Origin of the sequence: Caulobacter sp. SSI4214 (genome assembly GCF_012184455.1) — a bacterium.
GTDB lineage: Bacteria > Pseudomonadota > Alphaproteobacteria > Caulobacterales > Caulobacteraceae > Caulobacter > Caulobacter vibrioides_E.
Window position 1 is genome coordinate 1 of sequence record NZ_SZWJ01000060.1, and the last position, 25,702, is coordinate 25,702.

General features: G+C 67.7%; 26 protein-coding genes. 9 read left to right on the top strand and 17 right to left on the bottom strand.

Annotation, left to right across the window (positions count from 1 at the left end; translation table 11 throughout):
* A partial coding sequence (locus FCU40_RS15895; RefSeq protein ID WP_175582088.1) for an N-formylglutamate amidohydrolase occupies positions 1 to 281 on the top strand: 281 nt, incomplete at its 5' end.
* 71 nt (positions 282 to 352) lie between these two features.
* On the opposite strand, the gene FCU40_RS15900 is transcribed toward FCU40_RS15895, so the two are convergent.
* On the bottom strand, positions 353 to 547 hold the full coding sequence (locus tag FCU40_RS15900) for a hypothetical protein (protein WP_165570568.1): 195 nt from the start codon (positions 545 to 547) through the stop codon (positions 353 to 355).
* A gap of 274 nt (positions 548 to 821) precedes the next feature.
* On the opposite strand from FCU40_RS15900, the gene typA reads away from it, so the two are divergent.
* Both typA and FCU40_RS15910 read left to right on the top strand, forming a co-directional pair.
* The gene (gene typA, locus FCU40_RS15905; RefSeq protein ID WP_004616087.1) at positions 822 to 2,654 is read left to right on the top strand and encodes a translational GTPase TypA; all 1,833 of its coding nucleotides are present in this window, start codon (positions 822 to 824) and stop codon (positions 2,652 to 2,654) included.
* Positions 2,655 to 2,871: 217 nt separating this feature from the next.
* A complete protein-coding gene (locus tag FCU40_RS15910) occupies positions 2,872 to 6,435 on the top strand; it encodes a TonB-dependent receptor (protein WP_168076207.1) in 3,564 nt (1,187 codons plus the stop codon).
* Between the two features lie 84 nt (positions 6,436 to 6,519).
* Here FCU40_RS15910 and FCU40_RS15915 read toward each other — a convergent pair whose 3' ends face one another.
* The gene (locus tag FCU40_RS15915) at positions 6,520 to 6,768 is read right to left on the bottom strand and encodes a GlsB/YeaQ/YmgE family stress response membrane protein (protein ID WP_004616091.1); all 249 of its coding nucleotides are present in this window, start codon (positions 6,766 to 6,768) and stop codon (positions 6,520 to 6,522) included.
* Between the two features lie 139 nt (positions 6,769 to 6,907).
* Here FCU40_RS15915 and FCU40_RS15920 point away from each other — a divergent pair, with 139 nt between their 5' ends.
* Positions 6,908 to 8,059: an aminotransferase gene (locus FCU40_RS15920; RefSeq protein ID WP_168076209.1), complete on the top strand. Its 1,152-nt coding sequence runs from the start codon at positions 6,908 to 6,910 to the stop codon at positions 8,057 to 8,059.
* A 27-nt stretch (positions 8,060 to 8,086) separates the two neighbouring features.
* On the opposite strand, the gene FCU40_RS15925 is transcribed toward FCU40_RS15920, so the two are convergent.
* Both FCU40_RS15925 and FCU40_RS15930 read right to left on the bottom strand, forming a co-directional pair.
* On the bottom strand, positions 8,087 to 10,645 hold the full coding sequence (locus FCU40_RS15925) for a response regulator (protein ID WP_168076211.1): 2,559 nt from the start codon (positions 10,643 to 10,645) through the stop codon (positions 8,087 to 8,089).
* 164 nt (positions 10,646 to 10,809) lie between these two features.
* Positions 10,810 to 11,574, bottom strand: coding sequence for an SDR family oxidoreductase (locus FCU40_RS15930; RefSeq protein ID WP_004616097.1), 765 nt, complete (start codon positions 11,572 to 11,574; stop codon positions 10,810 to 10,812).
* Positions 11,575 to 11,757: 183 nt separating this feature from the next.
* Between FCU40_RS15930 and FCU40_RS15935 the strand changes: the two genes are divergently transcribed.
* Together FCU40_RS15935 and FCU40_RS15940 are read left to right on the top strand one after the other, a co-directional pair.
* Positions 11,758 to 12,240: an SRPBCC family protein gene (locus FCU40_RS15935; protein WP_168076213.1), complete on the top strand. Its 483-nt coding sequence runs from the start codon at positions 11,758 to 11,760 to the stop codon at positions 12,238 to 12,240.
* Between the two features lie 84 nt (positions 12,241 to 12,324).
* Positions 12,325 to 13,698, top strand: coding sequence for an MFS transporter (locus tag FCU40_RS15940; protein WP_168076215.1), 1,374 nt, complete (start codon positions 12,325 to 12,327; stop codon positions 13,696 to 13,698).
* Here the strand turns inward: FCU40_RS15940 and FCU40_RS15945 are convergent.
* The 7 genes from FCU40_RS15945 to FCU40_RS15975 form a co-directional block, all read right to left on the bottom strand.
* Entirely contained in the window at positions 13,695 to 14,045 is a 351-nt protein-coding gene (locus FCU40_RS15945) for a DUF86 domain-containing protein (protein ID WP_168076217.1), read from the bottom strand. The two genes, FCU40_RS15940 and FCU40_RS15945, sit on opposite strands and share 4 nt — an antisense overlap.
* Positions 14,038 to 14,328 carry a nucleotidyltransferase family protein gene (locus FCU40_RS15950; protein WP_168076219.1) on the bottom strand — a complete coding sequence of 97 codons (291 nt, stop codon included), beginning with the start codon at positions 14,326 to 14,328 and terminating at the stop codon, positions 14,038 to 14,040. Before FCU40_RS15950 ends, FCU40_RS15945 begins: the two co-directional genes overlap by 8 nt.
* Before the next feature lie 40 nt (positions 14,329 to 14,368).
* Positions 14,369 to 14,842: a hypothetical protein gene (locus tag FCU40_RS15955; protein ID WP_168076221.1), complete on the bottom strand. Its 474-nt coding sequence runs from the start codon at positions 14,840 to 14,842 to the stop codon at positions 14,369 to 14,371.
* A 64-nt stretch (positions 14,843 to 14,906) separates the two neighbouring features.
* Positions 14,907 to 16,895 (bottom strand): protein meaA, encoded by a 1,989-nt coding sequence (locus FCU40_RS15960; RefSeq protein ID WP_168076223.1) that lies wholly within the window; start codon positions 16,893 to 16,895, stop codon positions 14,907 to 14,909.
* Positions 16,896 to 17,031: 136 nt separating this feature from the next.
* Positions 17,032 to 17,316, bottom strand: a complete 285-nt coding sequence (locus tag FCU40_RS15965) for a type II toxin-antitoxin system RelE/ParE family toxin (RefSeq protein WP_168076225.1) — start codon at positions 17,314 to 17,316, stop codon at positions 17,032 to 17,034.
* Complete coding sequence (locus FCU40_RS15970) at positions 17,313 to 17,606, bottom strand: antitoxin of toxin-antitoxin stability system (RefSeq protein WP_168076227.1); 294 nt, start codon at positions 17,604 to 17,606, stop codon at positions 17,313 to 17,315. The genes FCU40_RS15965 and FCU40_RS15970 overlap by 4 nt, the downstream gene beginning before the upstream one ends.
* Before the next feature lie 83 nt (positions 17,607 to 17,689).
* Positions 17,690 to 18,421 carry an enoyl-CoA hydratase/isomerase family protein gene (locus tag FCU40_RS15975; protein ID WP_168076229.1) on the bottom strand — a complete coding sequence of 244 codons (732 nt, stop codon included), beginning with the start codon at positions 18,419 to 18,421 and terminating at the stop codon, positions 17,690 to 17,692.
* 238 nt (positions 18,422 to 18,659) lie between these two features.
* Here FCU40_RS15975 and ccrA point away from each other — a divergent pair, with 238 nt between their 5' ends.
* Together ccrA and FCU40_RS15985 are read left to right on the top strand one after the other, a co-directional pair.
* Entirely contained in the window at positions 18,660 to 19,928 is a 1,269-nt protein-coding gene (gene ccrA, locus FCU40_RS15980) for a crotonyl-CoA carboxylase/reductase (protein WP_035016939.1), read from the top strand.
* A gap of 112 nt (positions 19,929 to 20,040) precedes the next feature.
* Positions 20,041 to 20,829 (top strand): hypothetical protein, encoded by a 789-nt coding sequence (locus FCU40_RS15985; protein ID WP_168076231.1) that lies wholly within the window; start codon positions 20,041 to 20,043, stop codon positions 20,827 to 20,829.
* Positions 20,830 to 20,925: 96 nt separating this feature from the next.
* On the opposite strand, the gene FCU40_RS15990 is transcribed toward FCU40_RS15985, so the two are convergent.
* From FCU40_RS15990 to FCU40_RS16005, 4 genes are all read right to left on the bottom strand, one after another.
* Complete coding sequence (locus FCU40_RS15990; RefSeq protein WP_004616124.1) at positions 20,926 to 21,237, bottom strand: hypothetical protein; 312 nt, start codon at positions 21,235 to 21,237, stop codon at positions 20,926 to 20,928.
* Positions 21,238 to 21,396: 159 nt separating this feature from the next.
* Positions 21,397 to 21,705, bottom strand: coding sequence for a hypothetical protein (locus FCU40_RS15995; protein ID WP_168076233.1), 309 nt, complete (start codon positions 21,703 to 21,705; stop codon positions 21,397 to 21,399).
* Positions 21,706 to 21,829: 124 nt separating this feature from the next.
* Entirely contained in the window at positions 21,830 to 22,030 is a 201-nt protein-coding gene (locus FCU40_RS16000) for a hypothetical protein (RefSeq protein WP_241693628.1), read from the bottom strand.
* A 68-nt stretch (positions 22,031 to 22,098) separates the two neighbouring features.
* Positions 22,099 to 22,407: a hypothetical protein gene (locus FCU40_RS16005; RefSeq protein ID WP_241693629.1), complete on the bottom strand. Its 309-nt coding sequence runs from the start codon at positions 22,405 to 22,407 to the stop codon at positions 22,099 to 22,101.
* Between the two features lie 331 nt (positions 22,408 to 22,738).
* On the opposite strand from FCU40_RS16005, the gene FCU40_RS16010 reads away from it, so the two are divergent.
* The gene (locus FCU40_RS16010) at positions 22,739 to 24,217 is read left to right on the top strand and encodes a M20 family peptidase (protein WP_168076235.1); all 1,479 of its coding nucleotides are present in this window, start codon (positions 22,739 to 22,741) and stop codon (positions 24,215 to 24,217) included.
* A gap of 142 nt (positions 24,218 to 24,359) precedes the next feature.
* On the opposite strand, the gene FCU40_RS16015 is transcribed toward FCU40_RS16010, so the two are convergent.
* Together FCU40_RS16015 and FCU40_RS16020 are read right to left on the bottom strand one after the other, a co-directional pair.
* Positions 24,360 to 24,626, bottom strand: coding sequence for a hypothetical protein (locus FCU40_RS16015; protein WP_168076237.1), 267 nt, complete (start codon positions 24,624 to 24,626; stop codon positions 24,360 to 24,362).
* Between the two features lie 77 nt (positions 24,627 to 24,703).
* Positions 24,704 to 25,465: a hypothetical protein gene (locus FCU40_RS16020; protein WP_168076239.1), complete on the bottom strand. Its 762-nt coding sequence runs from the start codon at positions 25,463 to 25,465 to the stop codon at positions 24,704 to 24,706.
* Between the last annotated feature and the right edge of the window lie 237 nt (positions 25,466 to 25,702).

A 25,702-nucleotide genomic window follows, 5' to 3' on the forward strand; every position in this document is an offset into this window, starting at 1 on the left:
TCGGCGCGGCCTGCTCGCCCCGCCTGATCGGCCTGGTCGAGCGCGAGCTGGAGGCCCTGGGCTACCGCGTCGCCCGCAACGCGCCCTATGCGGGCGGCTACACCACCGAGCACTACGGCCGCCCCGCCAAGCGCACCCACGCCCTGCAGATCGAGATCAACCGCGCGCTCTATATGAACGAGACCACGCGCGAACCGACCGAGGGGCTGGCGACGCTGACGGCCGACGCCGAGACGCTGACGCGGGTGCTGGCGGGGCTGGACGCGGCGGAGTTGAAGTAGCGCCAAGACCCCTCTCCCTTGGGAGAGGGTTTTATCTCTCAGCCCCCTCTGACCCAGCGCCTTGCCCTGGATCAACGACGGCCGCCGCCGCGCGGGCCAAAAAAAAGCCCGGTGAAACCACCGGGCCAGTTCATTAGGGAGGAAACGCCCAGGAAGGGCAGAAGCGGCAGCGCCGCCTCACGGGATTGTTTATAGGGTGCGGCGCAAAAATAGGCAAGCGGAAAAATGAGCTTTAATGTCGATTTTCTGACAGGGATTTCGCTCAACCCGTTGCCCCACAAGGATTACGTTGCGTCGCCCTCCAGACACGCCTAGATTTTAGGCATGTTGCGCCGCACAATTTGTTGCGTCTGAAACCGTCTCTCGCGAGAACGTCGCTCAAGCCCAAGGCGGACAAGGCTTTGGGCTTGACACCGGTTTCCCGCGAAATGGGTTTCGTCGGGGTGGGGGTGGATAAATTCAACGCGGTCGCGTAAAAGCCGCGCGCCTGACGCTTGACTCGTCATCTCCTATTCTTCTCCCGAAAGTCCGTCCGTTCCCATGAACATGCGAAATATCGCCATCATCGCGCACGTCGATCATGGCAAGACCACCCTCGTCGACCAGCTGCTGGCCCAATCGGGCGTCTTCCGCGCCAACGAAGCCACGACCGAACGGGCGATGGACTCCAACGACCAGGAACGTGAGCGCGGCATCACCATCCTGGCCAAGTGCACCTCGGTCCTGTGGAACGGCGAAGCCGGCGAGACCCGGATCAACATCATCGACACCCCCGGCCACGCCGACTTCGGCGGCGAGGTCGAGCGGATCCTGGGCATGGTGGACGGCTGCGTCCTGCTGGTCGACGCCGAGGAAGGCGTCATGCCGCAGACCAAGTTCGTGCTGACCAAGGCGCTGAAGATGGGCCTGCGCCCGATCCTCTGCATCAACAAGGTCGACCGCGCCCACGCCGATCCGGACCGCGTGCACAACGAGACCTTCGACCTGTTCGCCGCCATCGGCGCCACGGACGAGCAGCTGGACTTCCCGCACATCTACGCCTCGGGCCGCAACGGCTGGGCGACGCTGGACATGAACCAGCCGAACGACAACCTCGCCCCGCTGTTCGACCTGATCGTCCGCCACGTGCCGCCGCCCAAGGTGGCCGAGAAGAAGGACGAGCCGTTCCAGATGCTGAACGTGCTGATCGAAAGCGACCCGTTCCTGGGCCGCCTGCTGACCGGCCGCATCGCCAGCGGCAAGGCCGTCCCCGGCATGGCCATCCACGCCCTGGACCGTAACGGCAACGAGATCGAGCGCGGCCGCATCACCAAGGTGCTGGCCTTCCGCGGCCTGAAGCGCCAGCCGGTCGACGAAGGCGCCGAGGCCGGCGACATCGTCGCCATCGCCGGCATGAGCAAGGCCACCGTGGCCGACACGCTATGCGCCATGGAGGTCACCGAGGCCCTGCCGGCCCAGCCGATCGACCCGCCGACCATCTCGATGACCGTCTCGGTCAACGACAGCCCGCTGGCCGGCCGCGAAGGCGACAAGGTCCAGTCGCGCGTCATCCGCGACCGCCTGCTGAAGGAAGCCGAAAGCAACGTGGCCATCCGCGTCACCGAGACCTCGGAAAAGGACGCCTACGAAGTCGCCGGCCGCGGCGAACTGCAGCTGGGCGTGCTGATCGAGAACATGCGCCGCGAAGGCTTCGAGGTGTCGATCAGCCGTCCGCGCGTCGTCTATCAAACCGGGGAGAACGGCGAGCGCCTGGAGCCGATGGAAGACGTCGTCATCGACGTCGACGACGAGTTCACCGGCATCGTCATCGAAAAGCTGTCGGCCCGTAAGGCCGAGCTGAAGGACATGGGCCCGTCGGGCGCGGGCAAGACCCGCATCCAGCTGCTCTCGCCCTCGCGCTCGCTGATCGGCTACCAGGGCGAGTTCCTGACCGACACGCGCGGTTCGGGCGTGCTGAACCGCGTGTTCAGCCACTACGAGCCGCACAAGGGCCCGATCGACCAGCAGCGCAAGGGCGTGCTCGTCTCCAACTCGGACGGTGAAACAGCGGCCTACGCCCTGTGGAACCTGGAAGAGCGCGGCGTGATGTTCGTTGGCGCCGGCGAGAAGACCTACCAGGGCATGATCATCGGCGAGAACAGCCGCTCGGACGACCTGGACGTCAACCCGATGAAGGCCAAGCAGCTGACCAACGTCCGCGCCTCGGGCAAGGACGAGTCGATCCGCCTGACCCCGCCGCGCCGCATGACCCTGGAACAGGCCATCGCCTATATCGAGGACGACGAGCTGGTCGAGGTCACGCCCAAGAACATCCGTCTGCGCAAGCAGGTCCTGAACCCCTCGTTCCGCAAGAAGCGGACGAAGGAAGACTAGAACCCATAGGGCGGCGGCGGACGGACAGGTTCGCCGCCGCTTTCCGTATGGGGATGGTGAAAACCTAGGCGCGGCGTGGGCCAAAAGACGCGCTCTTGACCTATTCTTCGGCCTGACATCGAACCGTCACAAATAAAGTAACATTTTGTATACTTGACGCAGTAGGGGCGAGGTAGCCGCCCCGACTCTCTCGGGCGGCAAACCTGAGGGGGTTTTCATGTCTTTCGCCCGCAAGCTGGCCGCGGGAGCGGCGCTTGGCGCGCTCGCATTCGCGTTCGCCGCGCCCGCCGCCCATGCCCAGCAGACCACCGCCGCCGTCCGCGGCGTCGCCGTTGACGACAAGGGCGCGCCGATCGCCGGCGCCACCATCACCGTCACCCACGTGCCCAGCGGCACCGACCAGATCGTCGTCACCAACGACGCCGGCGCGTTCGACGTGCGCGGCCTGCGCGTCGGCGGTCCCTACAAGATCACCGCCACGGCCAAGGGCTTCGCGTCCCAGGCGCTGGGCGACCTGTTCCTGAACGTCGGCGACGCCCAGCGCGTGCGCCTGGCCCTGGCCCCGGCCAGCGAGGTCTCCGAGATCGTCATCACCGCGACCAAGAAGGCCACCACCAGCCAGTTGGCCAATGTCGGCTCGCGCACCACGGTCGGCCGCGCCGACATCGACGCGGTCGTGTCGGTCAAGCGCGACATCCGCGACATCGGTCGTCGCGATCCGCTGGCCAATCTGGACTTCGTCGCGCGCGGCACCGGTCCGTCGGGCGGCCTCTACATCGCCGGCTCGGCCCCGCGCGCCAACCGCATCACCATCGACGGCGTGCGCTCGGCCGACAGCTACGGCCTGAACACCGGCGGCCTGTCGACCAACCGCGGCCCGGTCTCGTTCGAAGCGCTGGAGCAGGTCTCGATCCAGGCCGTTCCGTTCGACGTGGAAGACGGCGACTTCACCGGCGGCGCCCTGAACCTGATCATGCGGTCGGGCGGCAACGACTTCCACGGCTCGCTGTTCGACAACTACCGCACCACCCGCCTGGTCGGTAACGAGCTGCCGAACGTCGGCTTCGTCAACAACGACGTGACCCAGGCGCCGCTGACCGGCTACCGCAAGGTCAAGAACAAGATCCACGAAAGCAACTACGGCTTCTTCCTGTCGGGTCCGATCATCAAGGACCGCCTGTTCTTCGCGGCCTCCTACGAGAAGTTCAAGAGCTTCGACACCACGGGCACCGGTCCCGCCGGGGCCGGCTTCGCCAATAACTTCAACAAGATCCCGGGCGTCTCGACCGGCGCGGGCGCCAGCCAGTCGGACATCGACGCGGTGCTGGCCAACTGGAACGGCTACGCGGCCTCGTCGCTGCTGAAGCCGGGCGCGGTGACCCTGGTCGAGCCGATCCTGGACGAGAAGTCGTCGATCAAGATCGACTACAACATCAACGACAAGCACCGCCTGTCGGCCACCTATCGCCACGCCTTCAGCTCGGTCTGGAAGCGCAGCCCGTCGGCCACCTCGATCAGCCTCGACACCAACTGGTACGTCCAGCCCGAGAACGAAGACAACTACGCCCTGCAGCTGAACTCGCGCTGGACCCCGACCCTGTCGACGGAAGCCCGCATCGCGTTCCGCGGCTATCAGCGCGGCCAGCTGCCGCCGGAAGGCCAGGGCTTCGCCAACGTCACGGTCTGCACCGACCCGAACTTCGGCACGGGCGCGGCCTTCTCGTGCTCGTCGGGCGTGCCGTCGATCGCCTTCGGCCCGGACCAGTTCCGTCAGGCCAACGTCCTGAAGACCAAGGACACCTCGGGCTCGTTCATCGCCAACTTCACCGGCATCGATCACCACCAGATCAAGGCCGGCTACCAGTTCCGCGGGATGGAGATCTACAACCTCTTCCTGCAGGCCGCGCGCGGCGTCTACTACTTCGACAGCGTCGCCGAGTTCCAGCAGGGCCTGGCCAACCAGCTCTCCTACGGCAACTCGCTGACCGGCACGGCCACCGACGCCGCGGCGGTTCTGAACTACCAGGTCCACACCCTGCTGGCTCAGGACACCTGGGACGTGAACGACAACCTGACGGTCAATTTCGGCGTCCGCTGGGACCACTACGCCGCCGACAAGAAGCCGACGCTGAACACCAACTACGTCAACCGCTACGGCTATTCCAACCAGACGACCTATGACGGCATCAACGTCGTCATGCCGCGCGTCTCGGCCAAGTACAACGGCGACTGGTTCGAGCTGTCGGGCGGCTTTGGCCTGGTGTCGGGCGGCCTGCCGGACGTGTTCCTGGGCAACAGCTACGGCGGCACCACCGGCGCCCTGACCAACAGCTTCGCGATCCGCCGCAACACCAACGGCACGATCTCGACGGCCGACGACACCTTCGTCGACACCGCCACCAACCTGCCGGTCGATCCGGCCATCGGCAACGCGCTGCTGACGATCAACAAGGGCTCGGCCTCGTTCATCACCAATCCGGCCGCCGTCGCCCAGACCCTGCTGACCGCCGACAGCGCCAGCCGCCGCAACGCCTACACCAACTCGCTGGCGCCCGGCTTCAAGATGCCGTCGGACTGGAAGACCAACGTCTCGTTCAAGACCACCCAGCTCGGTATCGACTGGGGCATCGACGCGGTGGCCAGCTGGTCCAACGTCAATGTCGCCTTCCGCGACGCCCGCGCGCGCGCCCTGACCATCAATGGCATCCAGCAGTATACGCCGGACGGCCGGATGCGTTATGACGGCCTGGTCATCGCCGGCGCCAACGCCGCGGCGATCAACGCCAACCGCGCCGCGCTGGGCCTGCCCGTCGCCAGCAACCCGGATCTGGCCAATCTCGGCCTGTTCGGCGACATCCAGGCCTACAACCCCTCGACCAAGAACTGGACGCGCACGGTCGCCCTGTCGGCTCACCGCAACCTGTTCGGCGTCGACGCCTGGGGCGCCTATACCTGGCAGTATGGTCACCAGTACGGCGGCATCTCGGAGTTCGGCACCACCGCCGGCGGCAACACCACCAGCGGCGCCTACTATCCCGACCAGGGCTTCGGTCGCGACCCGAACGCCGCGGTCGAGGGCAAGTCGAACAACCTGATCCGCAACTCGCTGAAGCTGAACCTGAGCTACAAGTTCGAGCCCCGTCCGGGCTGGGTCTCGCGCTTCACCCTGTTCGGCGAAGTGCACGACGGCCGTCCGATCACCTTCCTGATGACGGACCCGGCCGGCGGTCGCAACCCGACCTTCGGCACGTCGCGCGACGACGCCCTGGCCTATATCCCGAACCTGAACAGCCCCGACGCGGCCAACCCGCTGAAGTTCGTCAGCGCTTCGGGCACGACGGTGTTCTTCGACAGCCAGGCCTCGGTCGACAAGCTGAAGGCCCTGGTCAAGCAGTTCAACCTGCCGACGGGCCAGATCGTGCCGCGCGGCTTTGGCAAGAACCCGAGCGTCAACCGCTTCGACTTCCAATACGCCCAGGAGATCCCGTCTCCGGTGGCCGGCCACAACCTGCTGCTCACGGTCGACATCCAGAACGTCGGCAACCTGCTGAACCGCAAGTGGGGCGTGGTGAAGGAATACACCAACAGCCGCTCGGGCGGCGTCGTGGTCAACGCCCAGTGCGCCAAGGCGGACGGGACGGCCGCCGGCGCGGCCGATCCGACTTGCGTGGCCTACCGCTACAGCTACACGACGGCCTCGCCCAGCACCCTGGCCACGCCGACCGTCGACCAGGCCGCCAGCCTGTTCTCGGTGGGCATCGGCCTGAAGTACCGGTTCTAACAAGGGCTGGAGCCAGGCCGCGCGGCTTGGCTCCGCTCAACACTTCGGAAAGGCGCGGCTTCGGCCGCGCCTTTTTTGTTGGCCTCACGCCCGCTTGATCAGGCCCAGCAGCCACAGCAGCAGGATCGCGCCCAGGGTCGAGATCACCAGGCTGCCGACCCAGCCCCAGAAGTGAATGCCCAACATGCCGGCCAGGAACGCCCCCAGCAGAGAGCCGACCAAGCCGACCACCAGGTTCACCCAGAAACCATGGTCGCGGTTCATCACCTTCTCGGCGATCCACCCGGCGAACACCCCAATGATGATCGCCCCTATGAACCCAACGCCGTGCATTCGCCTCTCCTCCGATTGAAGCTTCGCCTTGGAAATGCGCGAGCCATGCCGGAGGTTCAATGCTAGAGCGTCGCGCGGAAAAGTGGGCGCCGGTTTTCCGCCAACGCGACGCGAACACCAGGATTTAGAGCCATCGGGCATGGTCCATCCCGTCTTCGACAATCTGCCGACCACGATCTTCGAGCGCATGAGCGGCCTGGCCCGCCAGCACGGCGCGATCAATCTGGGTCAGGGCTTTCCCGACGACCAGGGCCCGCTGCCCGTGCGCCAGGCGGCGGCCCGGGCGCTGATCGAGGGCTCCAACCAATATCCGCCGATGCGCGGCCTGCCCGAGCTGCGCGCCGCCGTCGCCGGCCACTACGCGCGGCGGCAGGACCTGTCCCTGGATCCCGACACCGAGATCGTCGTCACGTCCGGCGCGACCGAGGCCCTGGCGGCGGCGTTCACGGCGCTGATCTCGCCCGGCGACGAGGTGGTGCTGTTCCAGCCGCTCTACGACGCCTATCTGCCGCTGGTCCGACGGGCGGGCGGCGTCCCGAAGCTGGTCCGCCTGGCGCCGCCCCACTGGCGCTTCGACCGCGCGATGCTGGAGGCCGCCTTCACCGAGCGCACGCGCCTGGTCGTGCTGAACAGTCCCCTGAACCCGGCCGGGATCGTCACGCCCGACGAGGATCTGGCCCTGCTGGCCGAGCTCTGCGTCCGTCACGACGCCATCGCCGTGTGCGACGAGGTCTGGGAGGCCGTGGTCTTCGACGGTCGCCGTCACCGCCCGCTGATCACCGTCCCCGGCATGCGCGAGCGCACCGTGAAGATCGGCTCGGCGGGCAAGCTGTTCGGCATGACCGGCTGGAAGGTCGGCTTCCTGATGGCCGCGCCGCCGCTGGCCAAGGCCCTGGCCGCCGCTCACCAGTTCCTGACCTTCACCACGCCGCCGAACCTGCAGGTCGGCGTCGCCTGGGGCCTGGACAACCACCGCGCCTGGTTCGACGAGATGCCCGTCGCCCTGCAACGCTCGCGCGACCGGCTGACGGCGGGGCTGCGCGACGCCAGCTATGTCGTGCTGGACAGCCAGGGGACCTATTTCCTGAACGTCGACCTTCAGGCCTCGGGCGTCACGGTCGACGACGCGACCTTCTGTGAACGGAGCGTCGTCGAGCACGGCGTGGCCGCGATCCCGGTCTCGGCCTTCTACGCGGAGGATCCGGTGACGACGGTCGCCCGCCTGTGCTTCGCCAAGGCCGACGCGACCCTGGACGAGGCCGTCGAGCGGCTGGCCAAGGCCAGACGCTGACCGCCTCCTTCCCGGACGCGCGAGACTCTACCCCTCCACGAACTCCCGGGCCGCCGCCCCGGCCAGACAGCAGTCCATCACCGACAGCAGGTTGCGCAGGTCGATCGGCTTGGCGACATGGGCGTCGCAGCCGGCGGCCAGACAGGTCTTGATCTGCGAGGACATCACGTCCGCGGTCAGGGCGATCACCGGTAGGCGGGCGAAGCGCGGGTCGCGGCGCAGCCGGCGCGTGGCTTCCAGCCCGTCCATGATCGGCATGTTGACGTCCATCAGCACCAGGTCGATCGGTCCCGCCTCCAAGGCGTCCAGCGCCTCCTGGCCGTTCTGGGCCTCGGTCAACTGGCATTCCAGCGGCTCGAGGAACAGGCGGATGACCCGACGATTGACCGGGTGATCGTCGACCACCAGCACCCGCGCCCCGTGCAGGGCGGCGAAGCCGGCCTCCTCCTCGCCGTCCTCGATCTCGCGGGCGGGCTGCTCGGACGGCTCGGCGGAGTCGACGACCATTTCGATCGTGAACGCCGACCCGCGCCCCTCCTCGCTTTCGACCGTGATCTCGCCCCGCATCATCTGAACGAGGCGCCGGGTGATGTTCAGGCCCAGCCCCGTGCCGCCGAAGTTGCGCGTGGTCGAGGCGTCGGCCTGGGTGAAGGGCGTGAACAGCTTGTCGACCGTGGCCTTGCTCATGCCGATGCCGGTGTCGGAAACCCGCAGGCGCACGCGAACCCTGGCCGCGCCCGGTTCGTCGCTCTCCTCGGGATAACAGGCCAGGGAGACCTCGACCTTGCCCGTCGTCGTGAACTTCAGCGCGTTGGAGACCAGGTTGGTCAGGCACTGGCGCACCCGCACCCCGTCGAACATCAACGGTCCCGGCTCGGGGCTTTCCAACTGGAACGACAGCTGCACGCCCTTCTCGCGCGCCGTGGGCTGATGACCGCCGACCAGCCGCGCGCAGGTCCTGACGATATCCCCGGCCGTGGGCGCGATCTCCAGCTTGCCGGCCTCGATCTTCGAAAGGTCCAGAACGTCGTTCAGCAGCACCAGCAGGGTGTCGCCGCTGTCGAGCAGCAGGTCGACCTGCTCGGCCTGCTTGGGGTTCAGCGGGCCGGCGCGCAGGGCCTGGCCCAGGCCCAGCATCCCGTTCAGCGGCGTCCGCAGCTCGTGGCTCATCATCGCCAGGAAGGCGGACTTGGCCTTGTTCGCCGCCTCGGCGCGCTCCTGGGCGTCCTTGAACTTGCGCGAGGCGGCCCGCTGGTTCGCGGCCCAGGCGACGCCGCCGGCCACCAGCGCGCCCAGCAGCAGCGCGATGACGAAGGAGGCGCGCGCCAGGCTGCGGCTGAGGCGAACCTCCTCGGCCAGGCGGCGGCTCTCGTCGCGCTTGGCCCGCAGCTCGGCGTCCAGGGCCGCCGACATCTCGGTCACGCCGCGCGTATGGGCTCGCTGGACCAGGATCTCGTCGGCGCGCCGCCAGGCGTCCAGTTCGTGGAAGGCCTTGGCCCCGCGCCCCTCGGCCTGGTCGATATAGGCCTCGATCAGCGCCTCCTTGTGCGGATCGCGCGGCGACAGCGACGCGGGCGAGGCGCGCAGCCGCGCCAGGTCCTCGCGGGCGGCGGCGACCTGCTTCAGCTGGGCCTCGGCCAGGGCCCGCTCGCCCAGCATCAGCACCTCCAGGCGCCGGTCGGGACGCGCCAGATCCGCGGCGGCCGGAGTCAGGCAATCGAGCACGCGCTGGGGCGAGGCGCGCAGCACCGCGATCCGGGAGCATAGGAAGCGGTCCCAGGTCTTCAGGTCCTGGTCGCCCGTCGCCAGGGTCATGCGATGGTGGACCGCGGCGAAGCGTTCCGCGGCGTTCAGCTCGCCCAGCTCGGCGGCGGTGAAGGCGATGTCGTACACCCGCTCGATCTTGCGCATGTAGAAGGCGTCGCGTTCGTCCAGGCGCGCGGCCTGGGCCATGTGTTCCAGCGCCCCTTCCTTGTCGCCGATATCCGACAGGGTGTAGCTGTGCACCTGGTGAAGTTCGGCCAGCACCGGCAGGGCGACGTCGCCGCGCTTCTCCAGCTCCGTGGTGATCTGGGCCGCCACGCGCGCGGACTCGGCCCAGCGGCTGACCTGGCCAAGCTGCCGCACGCGCTCGATGCCCGCCATCATCCGGATGTCGGGGCCCGAACGGTTCAGAAAGCGATCCCAATCGGCGTCGGTGAACGCCCGATAGCCCTGGGTCTCGTTGCGATAGGCCAGTTGTTCGAGGTCGGCCAGCGCCGTCAGCGACGGCTGCCGGTCCCGCCGGGCCGCGTCGCGGACGATCGTCTCCCAGGCCTCGAACCGAGCCGGAAGCTGGTTGCTCTTGTAGGCGTAGAGCACCCGCCACAGGCCGTACAGCCGCGCGTCGCCGCGCTCTCGCAAGGCCCGGTGGCCGGCGCTTTCGATGTCGGCGTTGTCGCGCGGCGGATGCCGCGGAATATGGACGCCGATCTCCCGGCTCAGCTGATCAAGGCGCGCGCCCAGGGGCGGGGGCTCGTCCTTGGCGCAGGCCGCGCCCGCCGCCAGAAGCACGCTGATCGTCAAGAAGGCCAGAAGACGCCGCAAGAACCCAACTCTCCAAGTTGTCAGGAACTTGAATCATAGGCGTGTAAGCGGCGTTAAACTGGATCGTGGTGCGGTAAGTCGCCACACCTTGGAAAAGGTTTTCCATAGTATTCGCCGCACGCTTGGATCGCGCTCGGGTTGCTTACACTCTATCCGACTGCACCCTAGATCGTCGCCCCGCCGTCGACGACCAGCGCCTGGCCGGTCATGAAGCTGCCCGCCTTCGAGGCCAGATAGACCGCCGCCCCGGCCAGTTCGTCGGGCTCGCCGATGCGGCGCAGCGGCACGCCCTTGGTGGCCCGTTCCAGCGTCGCGGGGTCCTCCCACAGGGCGCGGGCGAAGTCGGTCTTGATCAGGCCCGGCGCGATGCAATTGACCCGCACGTTGTCGGGACCGAACTCGTGCGCCAGGTTCCGCGCCAGCTGGAAGTCCGCGGCCTTGGAGATGTTGTAGGCCCCGATGATGGCGTTGCCGCGCAGGCCGCCGATCGAGCTGATGATGATGATCGACCCATCCTTGCGCGCGCGCATCTCCGGAGCGACCATGCCGATCAGCCAGTGATTGCTGATGATGTTGTTGTCCAGGATCTTGCGGAACTGGTCGTCGCTGATCCCGGCCAGCGGGCCGTAATAGGGGTTGCTGGCGGCGTTGCAGACGCAGATGTCGATCTTGCCGAACGCCGCGCGGGTCTCGTCGACCAGATGCTGAAGCTCTTCCTTCGACGCGATGTTGGCCGGGACCGCGATGGCCGTTCCCGCGCCGTGCTTGGCGTTCAGCGCCGCCGCGACCTCGTCGCAGGGCCCCGCCTTGCGCGACGAGATCACCACCTTGGCGCCCTGCTCCGCCATCCGCTCGGCGATCGCCTTGCCGATCCCCCGCGAGGACCCGGTGATGATCGCCACCTGGCCGGTCAGATCGAAGAGGCTCATGGCGCGCTCCCTAAAACACTTGTTTGAATTGCCCGCACACTGGGGCGCGACGGACCCCCGGTCAAGCGCGTCGACAACTGGCCCGGGGGTGGAAGACCTCGAAAAAGTTCGCGGCGGCTGTCGGAATGAGTTTTCCCGAGGCGTCCTAGAGGCGAAAGTTCACGCCAACCTGGAAGGCCCCCGATGCCCCATACCGCCGAAGCCGCCCTCGAGGATCGCGATCTCGTCCTGGAGCGCGTCATCGATGTCCCCGCCGAAAAGCTTTACAAATGCTGGACCACGCCGGAGCTGATGCCCCAGTGGTTCTGCCCCAAGCCCTGGACCGTCTCGGACGTGCGGATGGACGTGCGCACCGGCGGGAACACCTACCTCGTCATGAACGGCCCGAACGGCGAGCGCGTCCCGCAGCCGGGCGTCTATCTGGAAGTGATCCCGAACAGGAAGATCGTGTTCACCGACGCCTTCACCGAGACCTGGAAGCCCTCGGCCAAGCCCTTCATGGTCGCCATCGTCACCTTCGAGGACCGCCCCGGCGGCAAGACCCTCTATCGCGCCGTCGCGCGCCACTGGACCGCCGAGGACAAGACCGCCCACGAACAGATGGGCTTCCACGAAGGCTGGGGAATCGTCGCCGACCAACTGGCGGCGCTGGCGGCGACGCTTTAGGCCTCCCAACACGTCGCGGGATGACGGGAAGGTTCGGCCAGCCCGCTCTTGGCTACGCCCCCAAAAACCGTCATGTCGGCGGGCATGAGTTCTCCCGACGCCTCCGTTCGCCTGATCGACCGCGCGCTGGCGCCGCGCTTCGCCCTGCTGTGCCTGGGCATCTGGCTGAACGCCGCCGACACCCTGGTCACGGCGACGATCATGCCCAGCGTCGCGCGGGACATCGGCGGCTATCAGTATTTCGGCTGGTCAGTAGCGGCCTATCTGACCGGCTCGATCGTCGCCGGCGCGTGTTCGGGCAAGCTGTCCCTGGCGCTGGGACTGCGACGGGCCACGGCGTTCAGCGGCCTGGTCTACGCGATCGGCTGCGCCATGAGCGCCCTGGCGCCGGAGTTCGTCACCTTCATCCTGGGCCGGCTGGTGCAGGGCCTGGGGGCCGGGGCGGTCGTGGCCCTGTGCTACGTCGCCATCAGCGCTCTCTTCCCCGAGCGCCTGTGGCCGCGCGTCTATGGCGCGGTGGCCACCGTCTGGGGCGCGGCGACCCTGCTGGGCCCGACCCTGGGCGGCCTGTTCGCCGCCGCCGGCTTCTGGCGCGGCGCGTTCTGGCTGTTCGTGGCCCAGGCGGCGATCTTCGTCGGCGCGGTGATGGCGATGCTGCCGGCCGACAAGGGCGACGCCGCCCGCGGCCGCGTCCCCGTCCCGCAGTTGGCCCTGCTGGTGCTGGCCGTCAGCCTGATCGGCGCGGCCGGCGTCGTGGCCTCGCCCCATCTGGCGATCGGACTGGCGGTCGGCGGCGCGCTGGGCATGGCCGCCATGCTGGCCGTCAACGCCCGCACCCCGCACCGGCTGTTGCCACGCTCGGCGGCCGACCTGTCGAGCGCCACGGGCCTGGGCCTCTTGACGATCTTCGCGACCGAGACGGCGGCGATCGGCTTCACCGTCTACGGCCCCGCCTTCATCCAGACCCAGCACCACGCCTCGCCGCTGCTGGCCGGCTATGTGGTCGGGGCGATCGCCGCCGGCTGGACCACCTGCGCCCTGCTGGTCGGCAAGGTCCCGGCCGAACGCGACGGCCGCTTCGTGCGCCTGGGCGCGCTGGTCATCCTGGCCGGCGCCCTGGCCAGCGCCTGGGCGACGCCGCGCGGGACGCTGATCGAGACCGCCCTGGCCTTCGCCGGACTGGGCGCGGGCTTTGGCCTGTGCCACGCCTTCATCGCCCGCCGCGCGATCGCCGCCGCCCCGGCCGACGAGCAGGCCATGGCCTCGGGCGCGGTCCCGACCTCCCAGCTGATCGGCGGCGCCACGGGCGCGGCCGGCGCCGGGGCGATGGCCAACCTGCTGGGCTTCAGCCACGGGATCGATCCGGCGCTGGCCCAGAGCCACGGCCCGCTGCTGTTCGCCGCCTTCACGCCCCTGGCCTTGGTCGGCGTGCTGGCGGCGTGGCGGTTGGGGCGTTAGGGGTTTTGGAGGCGCGTGGCGATCCGCTCGGCCGCCGCGCGCAACCCCGGTAATTCCACCACCACGATCGACCAGACGATCGAGAAGCTGATGCTGCTGTAGCCGTGAGCGATGCGGTTTCGCAGGTCGATCGCCGCCCGCCAATCGATGCTCGGCTCCAGATCACGAATCGACACGGGCAGGCGCGCCGCGCTTTCGCCTATGACCAGGAGGTTCATCGCGACAGCGTCGCGCCGCATCCGGTCCGCGATGAAGCCGGCTTGATCGACGCCGTCGACATAGGCCTCGACCTGCCCGATCGCGTCGAGAAGCTCCGCGACATAGGTCTGGACTGAGGCTTCAGGCAAAGACCACTTCCCGCAAGACCGGGTCCCTCACCAGCCGATGCAGACCATCCTCGGTCACCAGATCAACCGGTCGCCCCAGCAGTTCGACGAGTTCCCGCTCCAGACGGAAGAAGCCGAACCCCGGCAGCACCCGAGGCGCGAACTCCACTAGCACGTCCACGTCGCTGTCCGGCCCCGCCTCGCCCCGCGCCGTCGAACCGAACACGCCGACCCGCGCGACGCCGTAGCGGTCGAGCAGCGGCTTGGCCGCGCGCAGTTTGGTCAGGGCCTCGTCGAGGGTCATGGGGCGATAATACCACAAAGCGCGGACATCAGCTCCGCCGTCAGGCCCGGGCCGGCGCCCAACCCCATGGCTCCGGATCGCCGCTTGCCTCCTCCGTCTTCGGAGGACGCGGAGCCGACGCGCGCCCGCGCGGCGCGATCCATCGCGTCAGCCAGGACGCCGCGCGCCCGATCGCTCGCCCAACCATAAGGAACGTGTCGCGCAGGCGCGTCGTCGCGGCGATGGCCAGGCCGACCGCGAGCGCGTCCGTGACCAGCGAAAGCTCGAACGTACCGAACCAGACCCCGATCTCCGGCGCCATCATGCCGAAAACCCGCACGCCTTCGGCGTCGAACAGCCGGAACAGGATCAGGCCAACGAGGGCCAGGCCGACCATCATGACCATGTGAGCGGGCTTGATCGCGTTGAGCCGCCGCGCCGGCGCCTCCACGAGATATCGACGCAGCAGGCGACCGATCGGCGACGTCGGAAAGACCATAAGCGCCAGCACGCAGGCCAATACAAACGTCAGCATTCCCAGCGCCCCCTCGTTCCAGCGACGCTTTAGGTGGGGGCCGGGGTCCGCCTTCTCAAGCGGCTCACGTCCGCTCCACCGCCGTCGCCTCGACCAGCTTCACCACATCCCCCATGATCTCCGTGATCCTGAAGTCCTTGGGCGTGTAGATCCGGGCCACGCCCATCTGTTTCAAGACGAGGGCGTCGGCCTCGGGGATGATGCCGCCGGCGACGACAGGGATGTGGCCGAGACCTTCGGCGCGCATCACCCGGATGACCTCCTGCACGAGATCCAGGTGCGAGCCCGACAGGATCGACAGGCCGACCACGTGGGCGCGGCTCTCCTTGGCGCGGCGGACGATCTCCTCGGGCGTCGAGCGGATGCCGTCATAGACGACCTCCATGCCGCAGGCGCGGGCGCGGGTGGCGATCTGCTCGGCGCCGTTGGAGTGGCCGTCCAGGCCCGGCTTGCCGACCAGATAGGTCAGGGTGCGTCCCAGCAACGCCGAGACCCGCTCGACCTCGGCCTTGACCGCCTCGACGTCCTCGGCCTCGCCGGTCGAGACCACGACCGCGACGCCGGTGGGGCCGCGATATTCGCCGAACACCTCGCGCAGGGCGCCGGCCCACTCGCCGGTGGTGACGCCGGCCTTGGCGGCGGAAATCGAGGGTTCCATGATATTCGCGCCAGAGGCGGCGGCGGCCTTCAGGGCGGCTAGAGCCGCCTCGACGGCGGCCGGGTCGCGGGCCTCGCGCCAGGCCTTGATGCGGGCGACGACGTCGGCCTCGAGCCTCGGGTCCACCGTCTCGATCGCCCCCTCGCCCGCTGACAGCGGAGAGATCTCGGTCTCGGTCCAGCGGTTGACGCCGACCACAGCGAGGTCGCCGGTCTCGACGGCCCGCACCCGCTTGGCGTTGGAGGCGACCAGTTCGCCCTTCATGTAGTCGATGGCGCTGGCCGCCCCGCCCATGCCGTCGATCAGCGAGAGCTGCGCCAGCGCCCCCTTCGACAGCTCGGCGACCTTGGCCTCGACCACGTGCGAGCCGGCGAACAGGTCCTCGTATTCCAAGAGATCGGTCTCATAGGCCAGCACCTGCTGCAGCCGCAGCGACCACTGCTGGTCCCAGGGGCGCGGCAGGCCCAGGGCCTCGTTCCAGGCCGGCAGCTGCAAGGCCCGGCAGCGGGCGTCCTTGCTGAGCGTGACGGCCAGGGCCTCGATCAGAATGCGGTAGACATTGTTCTCGGGCTGCTGCTCGGTCAGGCCCAGGCTGTTGACCTGCACGCCGTAGCGGAAGCGCCGGGCCTTGGCGTCCTGGACGCCGTATCGCTCCAAGAGGATCTGGTCCCAGAGCTGGGTAAACGACCGCATCTTGCACAGCTCGGTGACGAACCGCACCCCGGCGTTGACGAAGAAGCTGATCCGCGAGGCGACGATCTCGAAGTCCTCGTCGGGGACCTGGCCGCCGGCCTTGACGGTGTCGAGCACGCTGATCGCCGTGGCCAGGGCGAAGGCCAGCTCCTGCTCCGGCGTCGCGCCCGCCTCCTGCAGGTGGTAGCTGCAGACGTTCATCGGGTTCCACTTGGGAACCTCGCGATAGCACCAGGCGATCATGTCGCCGATCAGCCGCAACGACGGCCCCGGCGGGAAGATGTAGGTGCCGCGCGACAGATACTCCTTGATCAGATCATTCTGCGTCGTGCCCTGGAGTTTCTTGCGGTCCGCGCCCTGCTCGTCGGCCAACGCGACATACATCGCCAAGAGCCAGGCGGCCGGGGCGTTGATGGTCATGGAGGTGTTCATCTTCTCCAGCGGGATGTCGCTGAAGAGGGCCCGCATGTCGCCCAGGTGCGAGACCGGCACCCCGACCTTGCCGACCTCGCCGCGCGCCAGGATGTGGTCGGGGTCGTAGCCGGTCTGGGTGGGCAGGTCGAAGGCCACCGACAGGCCCGTCTGCCCCTTGGCCAGGTTGGCGCGATAGAGCGCGTTCGACTTCTCGGCCGTCGAGTGCCCGGCATAGGTGCGGAAGATCCACGGCGGATCGGGCGCGTGCTGGTACGGCGTCGAGGTCATGGCGGGCTCCCGGGCGGCTTATTGGTCTTGCTTGCCGCCGATCATGAGCCGGGATTTGCTGCGACGCAATATGGCGTTCGCGGATGCGAATTCGCGTTACGAGGGGCTGTGACCGCGAAGGCCCTCGCGTCGCCGACTATTCACGCAAGGGCGGCCACTGCCGGGCGGTGTGCAGCAGGGTGAGGATCCACACCGTGTCATTCTCGACTTCGTAGACCAACCGATAGGTTTCGTGCGGAAAGACCTCTCGCGTCCCCGGGACCAAGCCCGGTCGGCCCCGCATGGGGAAGTCGGCCAAGGAGGCCGCCGCGTCGGAGAACAGCCGGTCGATCCGCGCCGCCGCCCCGGGATTGTCGGCGGCGATATGGTCCATGATGTCGAGACGATCCAGCCTGGCCGTCGCCGTCCAGCGAACCTTCACGTCCGCGCCCCGTCCGCCTTTCCTTCAAGCGCCAGGCGGCGCGCGGAGAACTCCGCTTCCACCTCGTCATACGAGGACGCCATGCCGGTGTCGCGATCGCGGCGCCCCGCCTCGACCTTCGCCCGTATGAACGCCTCGTGGGCGCGCGCGTCGCGCTGACGCCGCACGTAGTCGCGCATCAAGTCGCGCACGATCTGCGAGGCGGGCCGATCGGCGGCCTGCGCCTCGGCCAGAAAGTCTTCGCGCAGCCCCGCATCGAGCTTCAGGGTAAAAACCGCGTCCTTGCCCATGGATCGCCTCCCGGTGAGTACTGACAAGGTATATACGTTATTCGTACCCCACAACCGGGGCGGGGGTCTAGGAACCGACGCGCTCACCGCCCCGTAAACACCGCCCCGCGCTTCCCCATGAACGCGGCCCGCGCCTCGGCGTGATCGGCCGAGGCCGCCAGGGCGGGGATCTCGGCCTGCGTCGTCGACACGCCCGAGGCGACCCGCTTGGTCGCCGCCGCCGCCAGGGGGCCGCGCGAGGCGATGACGCGGGCCATGGCCAGGGCCGCGTCCAGCAGCCCCGCCGCCGGATGGACCTCGGCGACGATCCCGTCGGCCAGGGCTCGCGCCGCGTCGAAGGGAGCGCCGGTCAGCAGATGAACCTTGGCGCGGCTCTCGCCGATCAGCCGCGTCAACCGCTCGGCCGAGGCCGTCAGTCCCATCCGCACCGCCGAGCAGGCGAAGCTGGCGCGGTCGCTGGCCAGGCGGATGTCGCAGGCCAGGGCCAGCTCCAGTCCGCCGCCGATGCACCAGCCGTCCACCGCCGCGATCACCGGGACTCGGGTCGAGGCGACGCTGTCGCACATCGCCAGGAAGTGCAGGATCGCCGCCGTCTGGGCCGGAACGTCGCGGGTCAGCGACTCCGCCAGGTCGTCGCCGGTGCAGAAGGCGCCGTGGCGTCCGGTCAGCACGACGGCCCGGACGGCGGGATCGGCCTCGACCGCCGCGAAGGCGTCCAGCAGGCGCGCGCGCTCGGCCATGGCCAGCACATTGGCCGGCGCGACGTCCAGTTCGACGACGGCGATCGCGGGCTCGGGATGGGAGAGATGGATCATGGCGCGCAGCGTGGCCCGCCCCGCCCGGCCCCGCAACCTTCCCCGCCGTCCGCGCCCTCGCCCCGCGTCATGTTGCGTCGCACAAAGATTCCGCTTGCCAGGCTTAGACACTTGTCCCAGCCTCGCGTCCGAGACCCAGAACAAATGGGCATGTCGAGCCGAGTTTGGCGCTCACGCGTTGTTGCAGCGCGGGACGAGCCGCCAGGGAACGGGGAGTGAGATGACGACCGCGACGCCAATGGCGACCGAAGACGCGCCTGTCCTGAAGGACCTCTACGAGATCGGCGAGATCCCGCCGCCCTTCCACGTGCCCAAGACGATGTACGCCTGGAGCATCCGCAAGGACCGGCACGGCAAGCCCTCGACCGCCATGCAGGTCGAGGTCGTGCCGGTCTGGGAGATCGGCGAGGACGAGGTGCTGGTCCTGGTGATGGCCGCCGGCGTCAACTACAACGGCGTCTGGGCCGCGCTGGGCGAGCCGATCAGCCCGCTGGACGGCCACAAGCAGCCCTACCACATCGCCGGCTCCGACGCCTCGGGCATCGTCTGGAAGGTCGGCTCGAAGGTGAAGCGGTGGAAGCCGGGCGACGAGGTCGTCATCCACTGCAATCAGGACGACGGCGACGACGAGGAGTGCAACGGCGGCGACCCGATGTTCTCGTCCAGCCAGCGCATCTGGGGCTATGAGACGCCGGACGGCAGCTTCGCCCAGTTCTGCCGCGTGCAATCCCGACAATTGCTGCCGCGCCCCAAGCACCTGACCTGGGAAGAGTCGGCCTGCTACACCCTGACGCTCGCCACCGCCTACCGGATGCTGTTCGGCCACAAGCCGCATGAGCTGAAGCCCGGCCAGAACGTGCTGGTCTGGGGCGCGTCGGGGGGCCTCGGCGTCTTCGCCGTGCAGCTGGCCGCCGTGGCCGGCGCCAACGCCATCGGCGTGGTCTCCAGCGAGGACAAGCGCGAGTTCGTGCTGTCGATGGGCGCCAAGGACGTCCTGAACCGCAACGACTTCAACTGCTGGGGCCAGCTGCCCAAGGTCAACGGACCCGAGTTCGGCGACTACATGAAGGAGACGCGCAAGTTCGGTAAGGCCATCTGGCAGATCACCGGCAATCGCGACGTCGACCTGGTGTTCGAACATCCCGGCGAGGCGACGTTCCCGGTCTCGGTGTTCCTGGTCAAGCGCGGCGGCATGGTGGCCATCTGCGCCGGCACCTCGGGCTTCAACCTGACCATGGACGCCCGCTTCCTGTGGATGCGCCAAAAGCGCGTCCAAGGCAGCCACTTCGCCAACCTGATGCAGGCCAGCGCCGCCAACCAACTGGTCATCGACCGCCGCGTCGACCCGTGCCTGTCGGAAGTCTTCCCCTGGAAGGACATCCCCGCCGCGCACGAGAAGATGCTGGCCAACCAGCACCTGCCCGGCAACATGGGCGTGCTGGTCTGCGCCCAGCGTCCGGGCCTGCGGACGTTCGAGGAAGTGCAGGAGCTGAGCGGGGGGCTCTGACCGCCCGCCCGGCGCTGTCGAATTCGGCTTTTCGAACGCCGCGCGCTGGACTTTTATAGGGCCGCGACCGGGCTTCGAGCGCGGCCCTGTATCCGCCGGGGGGCGATCCGACATGACCATCCAGACCCGCGCGCTGGGCCGCGCGCCCGCGCCCTTCGCGCCGCGCCATGCCGCCGACGCCTGGTTCTTCCCGGCCATGACCGCCCTGGTCTGGCTGGGCGTGATCGCCGGCTTTGGCGGCGAGATGTGGCGACTGTCCAAGGCCGGACAGCTCTCCTACCCCCTGATCGTCCACGTCCACGCGGCGGTCTTCACCGGCTGGCTCGTACTGTTCACCGCCCAGGTGGCGCTGGTCCGGCGAGGCCAGGTCGCGCTGCATCGCCGGCTGGGCATGATCGGCATGGGCGTGGCGGCCGTGATGACGGCGCTGGGACCGCTTACGGCCTTCTACGTGCAGGCCCACGCCCTGGGCACGCCCAAGAGCGACCCGCCGTTTCTGGCCGTTCCGCTGAGCGACATCCTCAGCTTCGCCGGCCTGATTCTGGCCGGCTACCGCTTCCGAAGCGACCCCGCCGCCCACAAGCGCCTGATGCTGCTGGCCACGATCGCCGTGGCCGACGCCGGCTTTGGCCGATGGACCCTGGCCCTGTTCGGCGACTGGGTGATGCGGACCCTCGGCGCGGGCTTCGTCGGCTCCCTGGCCGTCGGCAACAGCCTGAGCATCCCCGCCCTGCTGGCGGTCCCGATCCACGACCTCGTCACGCGGGGCCGCGTCCGTCCGGTGGTGGCGATCGCCACGGCCTGGGCGGTCGGCTGGCAGGTGCTGGCCACCGCGCTTTACCTTCAACCGGGCTGGGTGGCGCTCACCAAGCGCTTCGTGACCTGGCTGGCCACGCTGTAGACGCCCCACCCACGCGCACCGCTCCCAAAACGAAGAACCCCCGCCGGCGGGGCCGACGGGGGTGCTTGGTAGGCGCTAAGCGCTAAGCGCTTAAGCTTACGCGCCGCCCGGGAAGCGGAAGGGAACCTTCACCGCGCCGCTCTTGGCGCCCATGGGCAGCTTCTCGGCGATGCACATGGCGGCCTTGTCGAAGCCCTTGCCGGCGGCGCTGTTGTCGACGACCTTGCAGCCCGACAGCTTGCCGTCGGCGGCGTTGCATTCCAGCATCACCTGCGCGGCGTCATGCGTATTGGCGAACTGCTGGAGGCAGCGGCCCATCTGGTCTTCGAAACCGCCGGCGGCCGAAGCGGCCTGAGCGACGAAGAAGCTGCCGGCGAGACCCGCGGCGATCGCGATCGAGAATTTCATTAGCCCCAACACCCTTCTGGTGAACAAAACTGATGGGACTGTTCTCGCAGGAAGGTCCTAAGGAACGCCCAAGCTTCGCGGTTAATCATTTCCAAAAATGATTAACGCCGGCAGGGTTTGGTTAAGGTGGACAGGGCCAGCGGAAGCGGTGGGCGACGCCTAAGACTCGACGGTCTCGGTCATTTCGCCCTGACCGAGGATACTGGCGTCGACCGTCACGACCTTTGAGAATTCCCGGCCATCCGACATCAGTAATTGGACATCATAGATACGACTGGAGGGGATACCGGGCTGGCCACTGAACCGGGTCCCGCGTCTTTGGATGCTCAGGACCTGGGTATTCGGTCCGCCGAGGTTCTCCAAACGCTCGTACCGGGCCTTGATCCGCGCGAGATCGGATGGCGAGGCCGTGAAGGCCACCCACAAGGGGGGACCAACAAAGAGCGCGATCGCGAAGATGGCGATCAACGCAACAGCGAGCCAATCCTGTGGGGATATTGCGGTCATGACGCCAAGCAGCCCGTCGCCGCCCTGGTCGAGGGAAATATGGCGGCGTTTTGATCGGATGCGGCGCCCAACTTCTCGGCCTCCACTATTCGGTCGGGGCGCGATCGCGCGGCCAAGGCGCGAACGCGAAGATCCAAAAGCAGATGAAATTGACCAGCGGGATAAGCGCCAGCAGCGTGAGCCAGCGGCTGTATCCCACCCGCTTCAGGATTTGGGAGATCGGAACGACATAGAGCGCGACGACCGTGATGAGTACGATCCAATGAATAAAACCAATTCCCCCCACGCGCGCCCTCCAGTTGCATGGAATTGCTCCCGCGACCCTAGCTCAGCCTTTCGGGCGGCGCCATCGCCCTAAAGCCGCCCCCGCCCGCTCTTGCGCCGGTCCAGCCCCCGGGGCTCCGGCTCCGACGCCGCCTCGACGAGCGCCGCGAAGCTTCCGCCCGCCGGCCCCGCCTTCTTCAGGCCGGTAATCGCCGCGACCTTGCGCGCGGCCGCCGCCAGTTCGCCGCAGAGGCGGACCTTGTCGCGGGCCTTGCGGATCACGGCGGGGTCGTCGCTGGCCTCGATCGCGGCCCACAGCGCGTCGATCTTGGCCATCAGCTTGGCCTGGGTGCGGGCGGACCAGTCTTGGACGGCGGATTGGGTCATGCGCATCAGCATGGGGCCAAGCCGGAGGGGGAGGACAAGAAACCTGCGTTTTTCCTCAGGGCGCTGATTTTGCTGGGGTCGGCGCCAGAGAGCACGGGGATTGGCGCGCCATTTCCCCTCTCCCCTTGCGGGAGAGGGTGGCCTGCGAAGCAGGTCGGGTGAGGGGTCGCGCGGGTCTCTCCGACAGGTCCTTCAACCCCTCATCCGACCCTTCGGGCCACCTTCTCCCGCAAGGGGAGAAGGAAACCACCCTGTGGATAACTCTAACGCTCAATAACGAGATTGCCGCGTATCGAAATTCGACGCACAGTCCTCCAAACAGGCGAAAGTCCGGGAGGTTTCGATGGGTGTCGGGGGCAAGGTCGCGCTGACCGCCGTGGGTCTGGTGGTGGCCGTGACGGCCGCGGTGACGGTGCGGACGGTGTCGTTCAAGGCGCCGGCCCAGGTCGATGTCGGGGCGGTCAAGCTGGCCTCGGCCCGGCCGATCGACGTCAACAAGGCCGCCGAGCATCTGGCGCAGGCCGTGCGCTTCCAGACCGTCAGCCACCAGGACCGCGCCGAGGACCAGCCGGCCGAGTGGGACAAGCTGCACGCCTGGCTGCAAACCACCTATCCCAACGCCCACAAGGTGATGACCCGCGAGATCGTCGCCGAGCAATCGCTGGTCTACACCTGGCCGGGCTCGAACCCGGCGCTGGCGCCGATCATCCTGATGGCCCACCAGGACGTGGTGCCGGTGACGCCGGGCACCGAAGGCCAGTGGACCCATCCGCCGTTCGACGGCGTCATCGCCGACGGCGCGGTCTGGGGCCGGGGCTCGATCGACGACAAGGGCTCGCTGGTCACGCTGTTCGAGGCGCTGGACGCGGTCGCCGCCAGCGGCTTCAAGCCGACCCGGACGATCATCGTGGTCAGCGGCCAGGACGAGGAGGTGCGCGGCGTCGGGGCCCGCGCCGCCGCGGCCCTGTTGAAGTCGCGCGGGATCAAGGCCCAGTTCACCCTCGACGAGGGCATGGTGGTGGTCGAGGACCATCCGGTGACCGGCAAGCCCACCGCGATCATCGGCACGGCCGAGAAGGGCTATGCGACGATGAAGATCGTGGCGCCGGCGGCGGGCGGCCACTCGTCGGCCCCGCCGGCCGACGGCGGCGGCGTCGTCACCCTGTCGCGCGCGGTGGCGGCGATCAACGACCACCCGTTCCCGATGAAGTTCCAAGGCCCCGGCGCCGACATGCTGAAGGCCATCGCCCCGCACGCCAGCCCGGTGGTCAAGGTGTTCGCCGCCAACACCTGGCTGTTCTCGCCGCTGCTGGTGAAGGTCACCGCCAAGACCCCGGCCGGGGCCTCGATGCTGCACACCACCATCGCCCCGACCATGCTGAAGGGCTCGCCGAAGGAGAACGTGCTGCCCCAGGACGCCACCGCCTGGATCAACTATCGCATCGCGCCGGGCGACAGCTCGGCCAAGGTGATGGCCCAGGCCCAGGGCGCGGTCGGCAAGCTGCCGGTCAAGCTGTCGTGGACCAAGACCCCGGACGAGCCTTCGGCGGTGTCCTCCACCAGCTCCGACGCCTGGAAGACCCTGGCCGCCCTGGCCGGCGACGAGAGCAAGGCCCCGGTCGTGCCGGGCCTGGTCACCGCCGGCACCGACAGCCGCTACCTGGCGCCGGTCTCGACCGACGTCTACCGCTTCCAGCCGCTGTTCCTGAAGGTCGACGAGACCAAGATCATCCACGGCACGAACGAGCACATCAGCCTGGAGAATGTCGGCCGCATGGTGCGGTTCTACCAGCGGCTCGTGGAGACGGCGGGGTCGCGGTAGGGATTTGAAAGCCCCTATTCCCTTTCCATCGTCGTTCCGCGCCTGAAGACCGGGATGGAACGGGCAACGCCGCGCCTGGACGCCGGAAGCGGACATCCGCACGAGCTGCTCGGGGTGGTGAGCCGACGTTGGCTCTCCCCTTTCAGAAATTAGGATTCTTCTCGATGAAGTGCGTGATCGCTTCGGCGATCGTCGACTTCCAATCATCCGGTTGCGTTGGAAGTTCGTTGAGAAAATGCTCCAGCATGGCCTGAGGGGCGATCAGTTCATCTGAACCGACTTGCTCTTCGTCGCCGACACAGTTGGCGAAGGCGATCCAAACCGCAGCTGTTTTCAAATCGCGGAAGCCAACATAACGGAAAGCCACGCCTTCACCCGCGCGAGCCCAGACTGCGATCTCTTCAAACATTCGTCGCTCCTAACGCCGGGGTCTTGGTAGCTGACATGACGAAAGCCGGCCATGGGTGGATGGCGGACTTTAGGGTCCTAGTATTCGATGCGGCCGAGTGAGCAGTTTCGCCACAGGCTTTCGGCGCAGCGTCGCGCATAGACTCGGCTATCCTCGATGGCGAAGCCAGATCGCAGGACCAACCCATAAAGCCCATTACCGACTACGGTTGTGGTGTGCAGCAGCCGATCGATCTGGCCTGCGCGCAATCGCACCGGATCGACCGTGAGGTTATGGGCGATGTTTCGATGTCGAAACTCCGCTAGGGCGACGCGGCGGGCAGAGTTCATCGCCTTGATCCCAAGTAGCAGGCCTTGGCGCGCGTCGCGATGGAATCCAGATCGCGTTGTGTCGCGGGCGGCTCGGGCTAATGGGCGAGCGAATAGCGCTGCAAGTTCTGGATCCGACTCATCGATTATGCCCGCCTCTTCGGCACGCCGCTGCAGGAGGCGTCGCTTATACAGGGCGCGCAGAACCTCTAAATCCCCGACCAGGGCGATGACCGTAGGGATGCTAAGCCTATCAGCCTTCGGCCCATCCCAAAGCGCCGCGAGCCGGATGATCTCGTAATTTTGAACGCAGCGCTGAAGATTAGTGAATGAGTGGGCTGCATGAGACGGCGGCAATTGCGATGAGAGTCGATCTGAACGGACGATAATCCGGCTATTCTCGTGCGTCTTGCAGACGTCGATTATGTAATCCCAGAGGCCTCGGACCTTCTCTTCTGCCAACGCGATACGTTCGTTGACAGGACGTTTTCGGAGCTTGCGAACATAGTTCTGTTCGGACTGGGAGAACACGGCAGAAAGCTCCAATTAAAGGCCGCAAGCTGACTCGCGGTCACCGCCACGAACCCATTCAACCGGTATCATGCAGCTGGACGCCTGGAAGCAGATGCCACCAACTTCCGCGAAGGGTCGCGCGCCGTCCTCAGCACGGTGGCAGAATCCAGACATTTAAATCGTCGCCGCGAACAATTTTGGTGCGTCGATCATAGCCATCCGCGCGGCGGGAAAGACGGTGGTGATTGGCCTGGC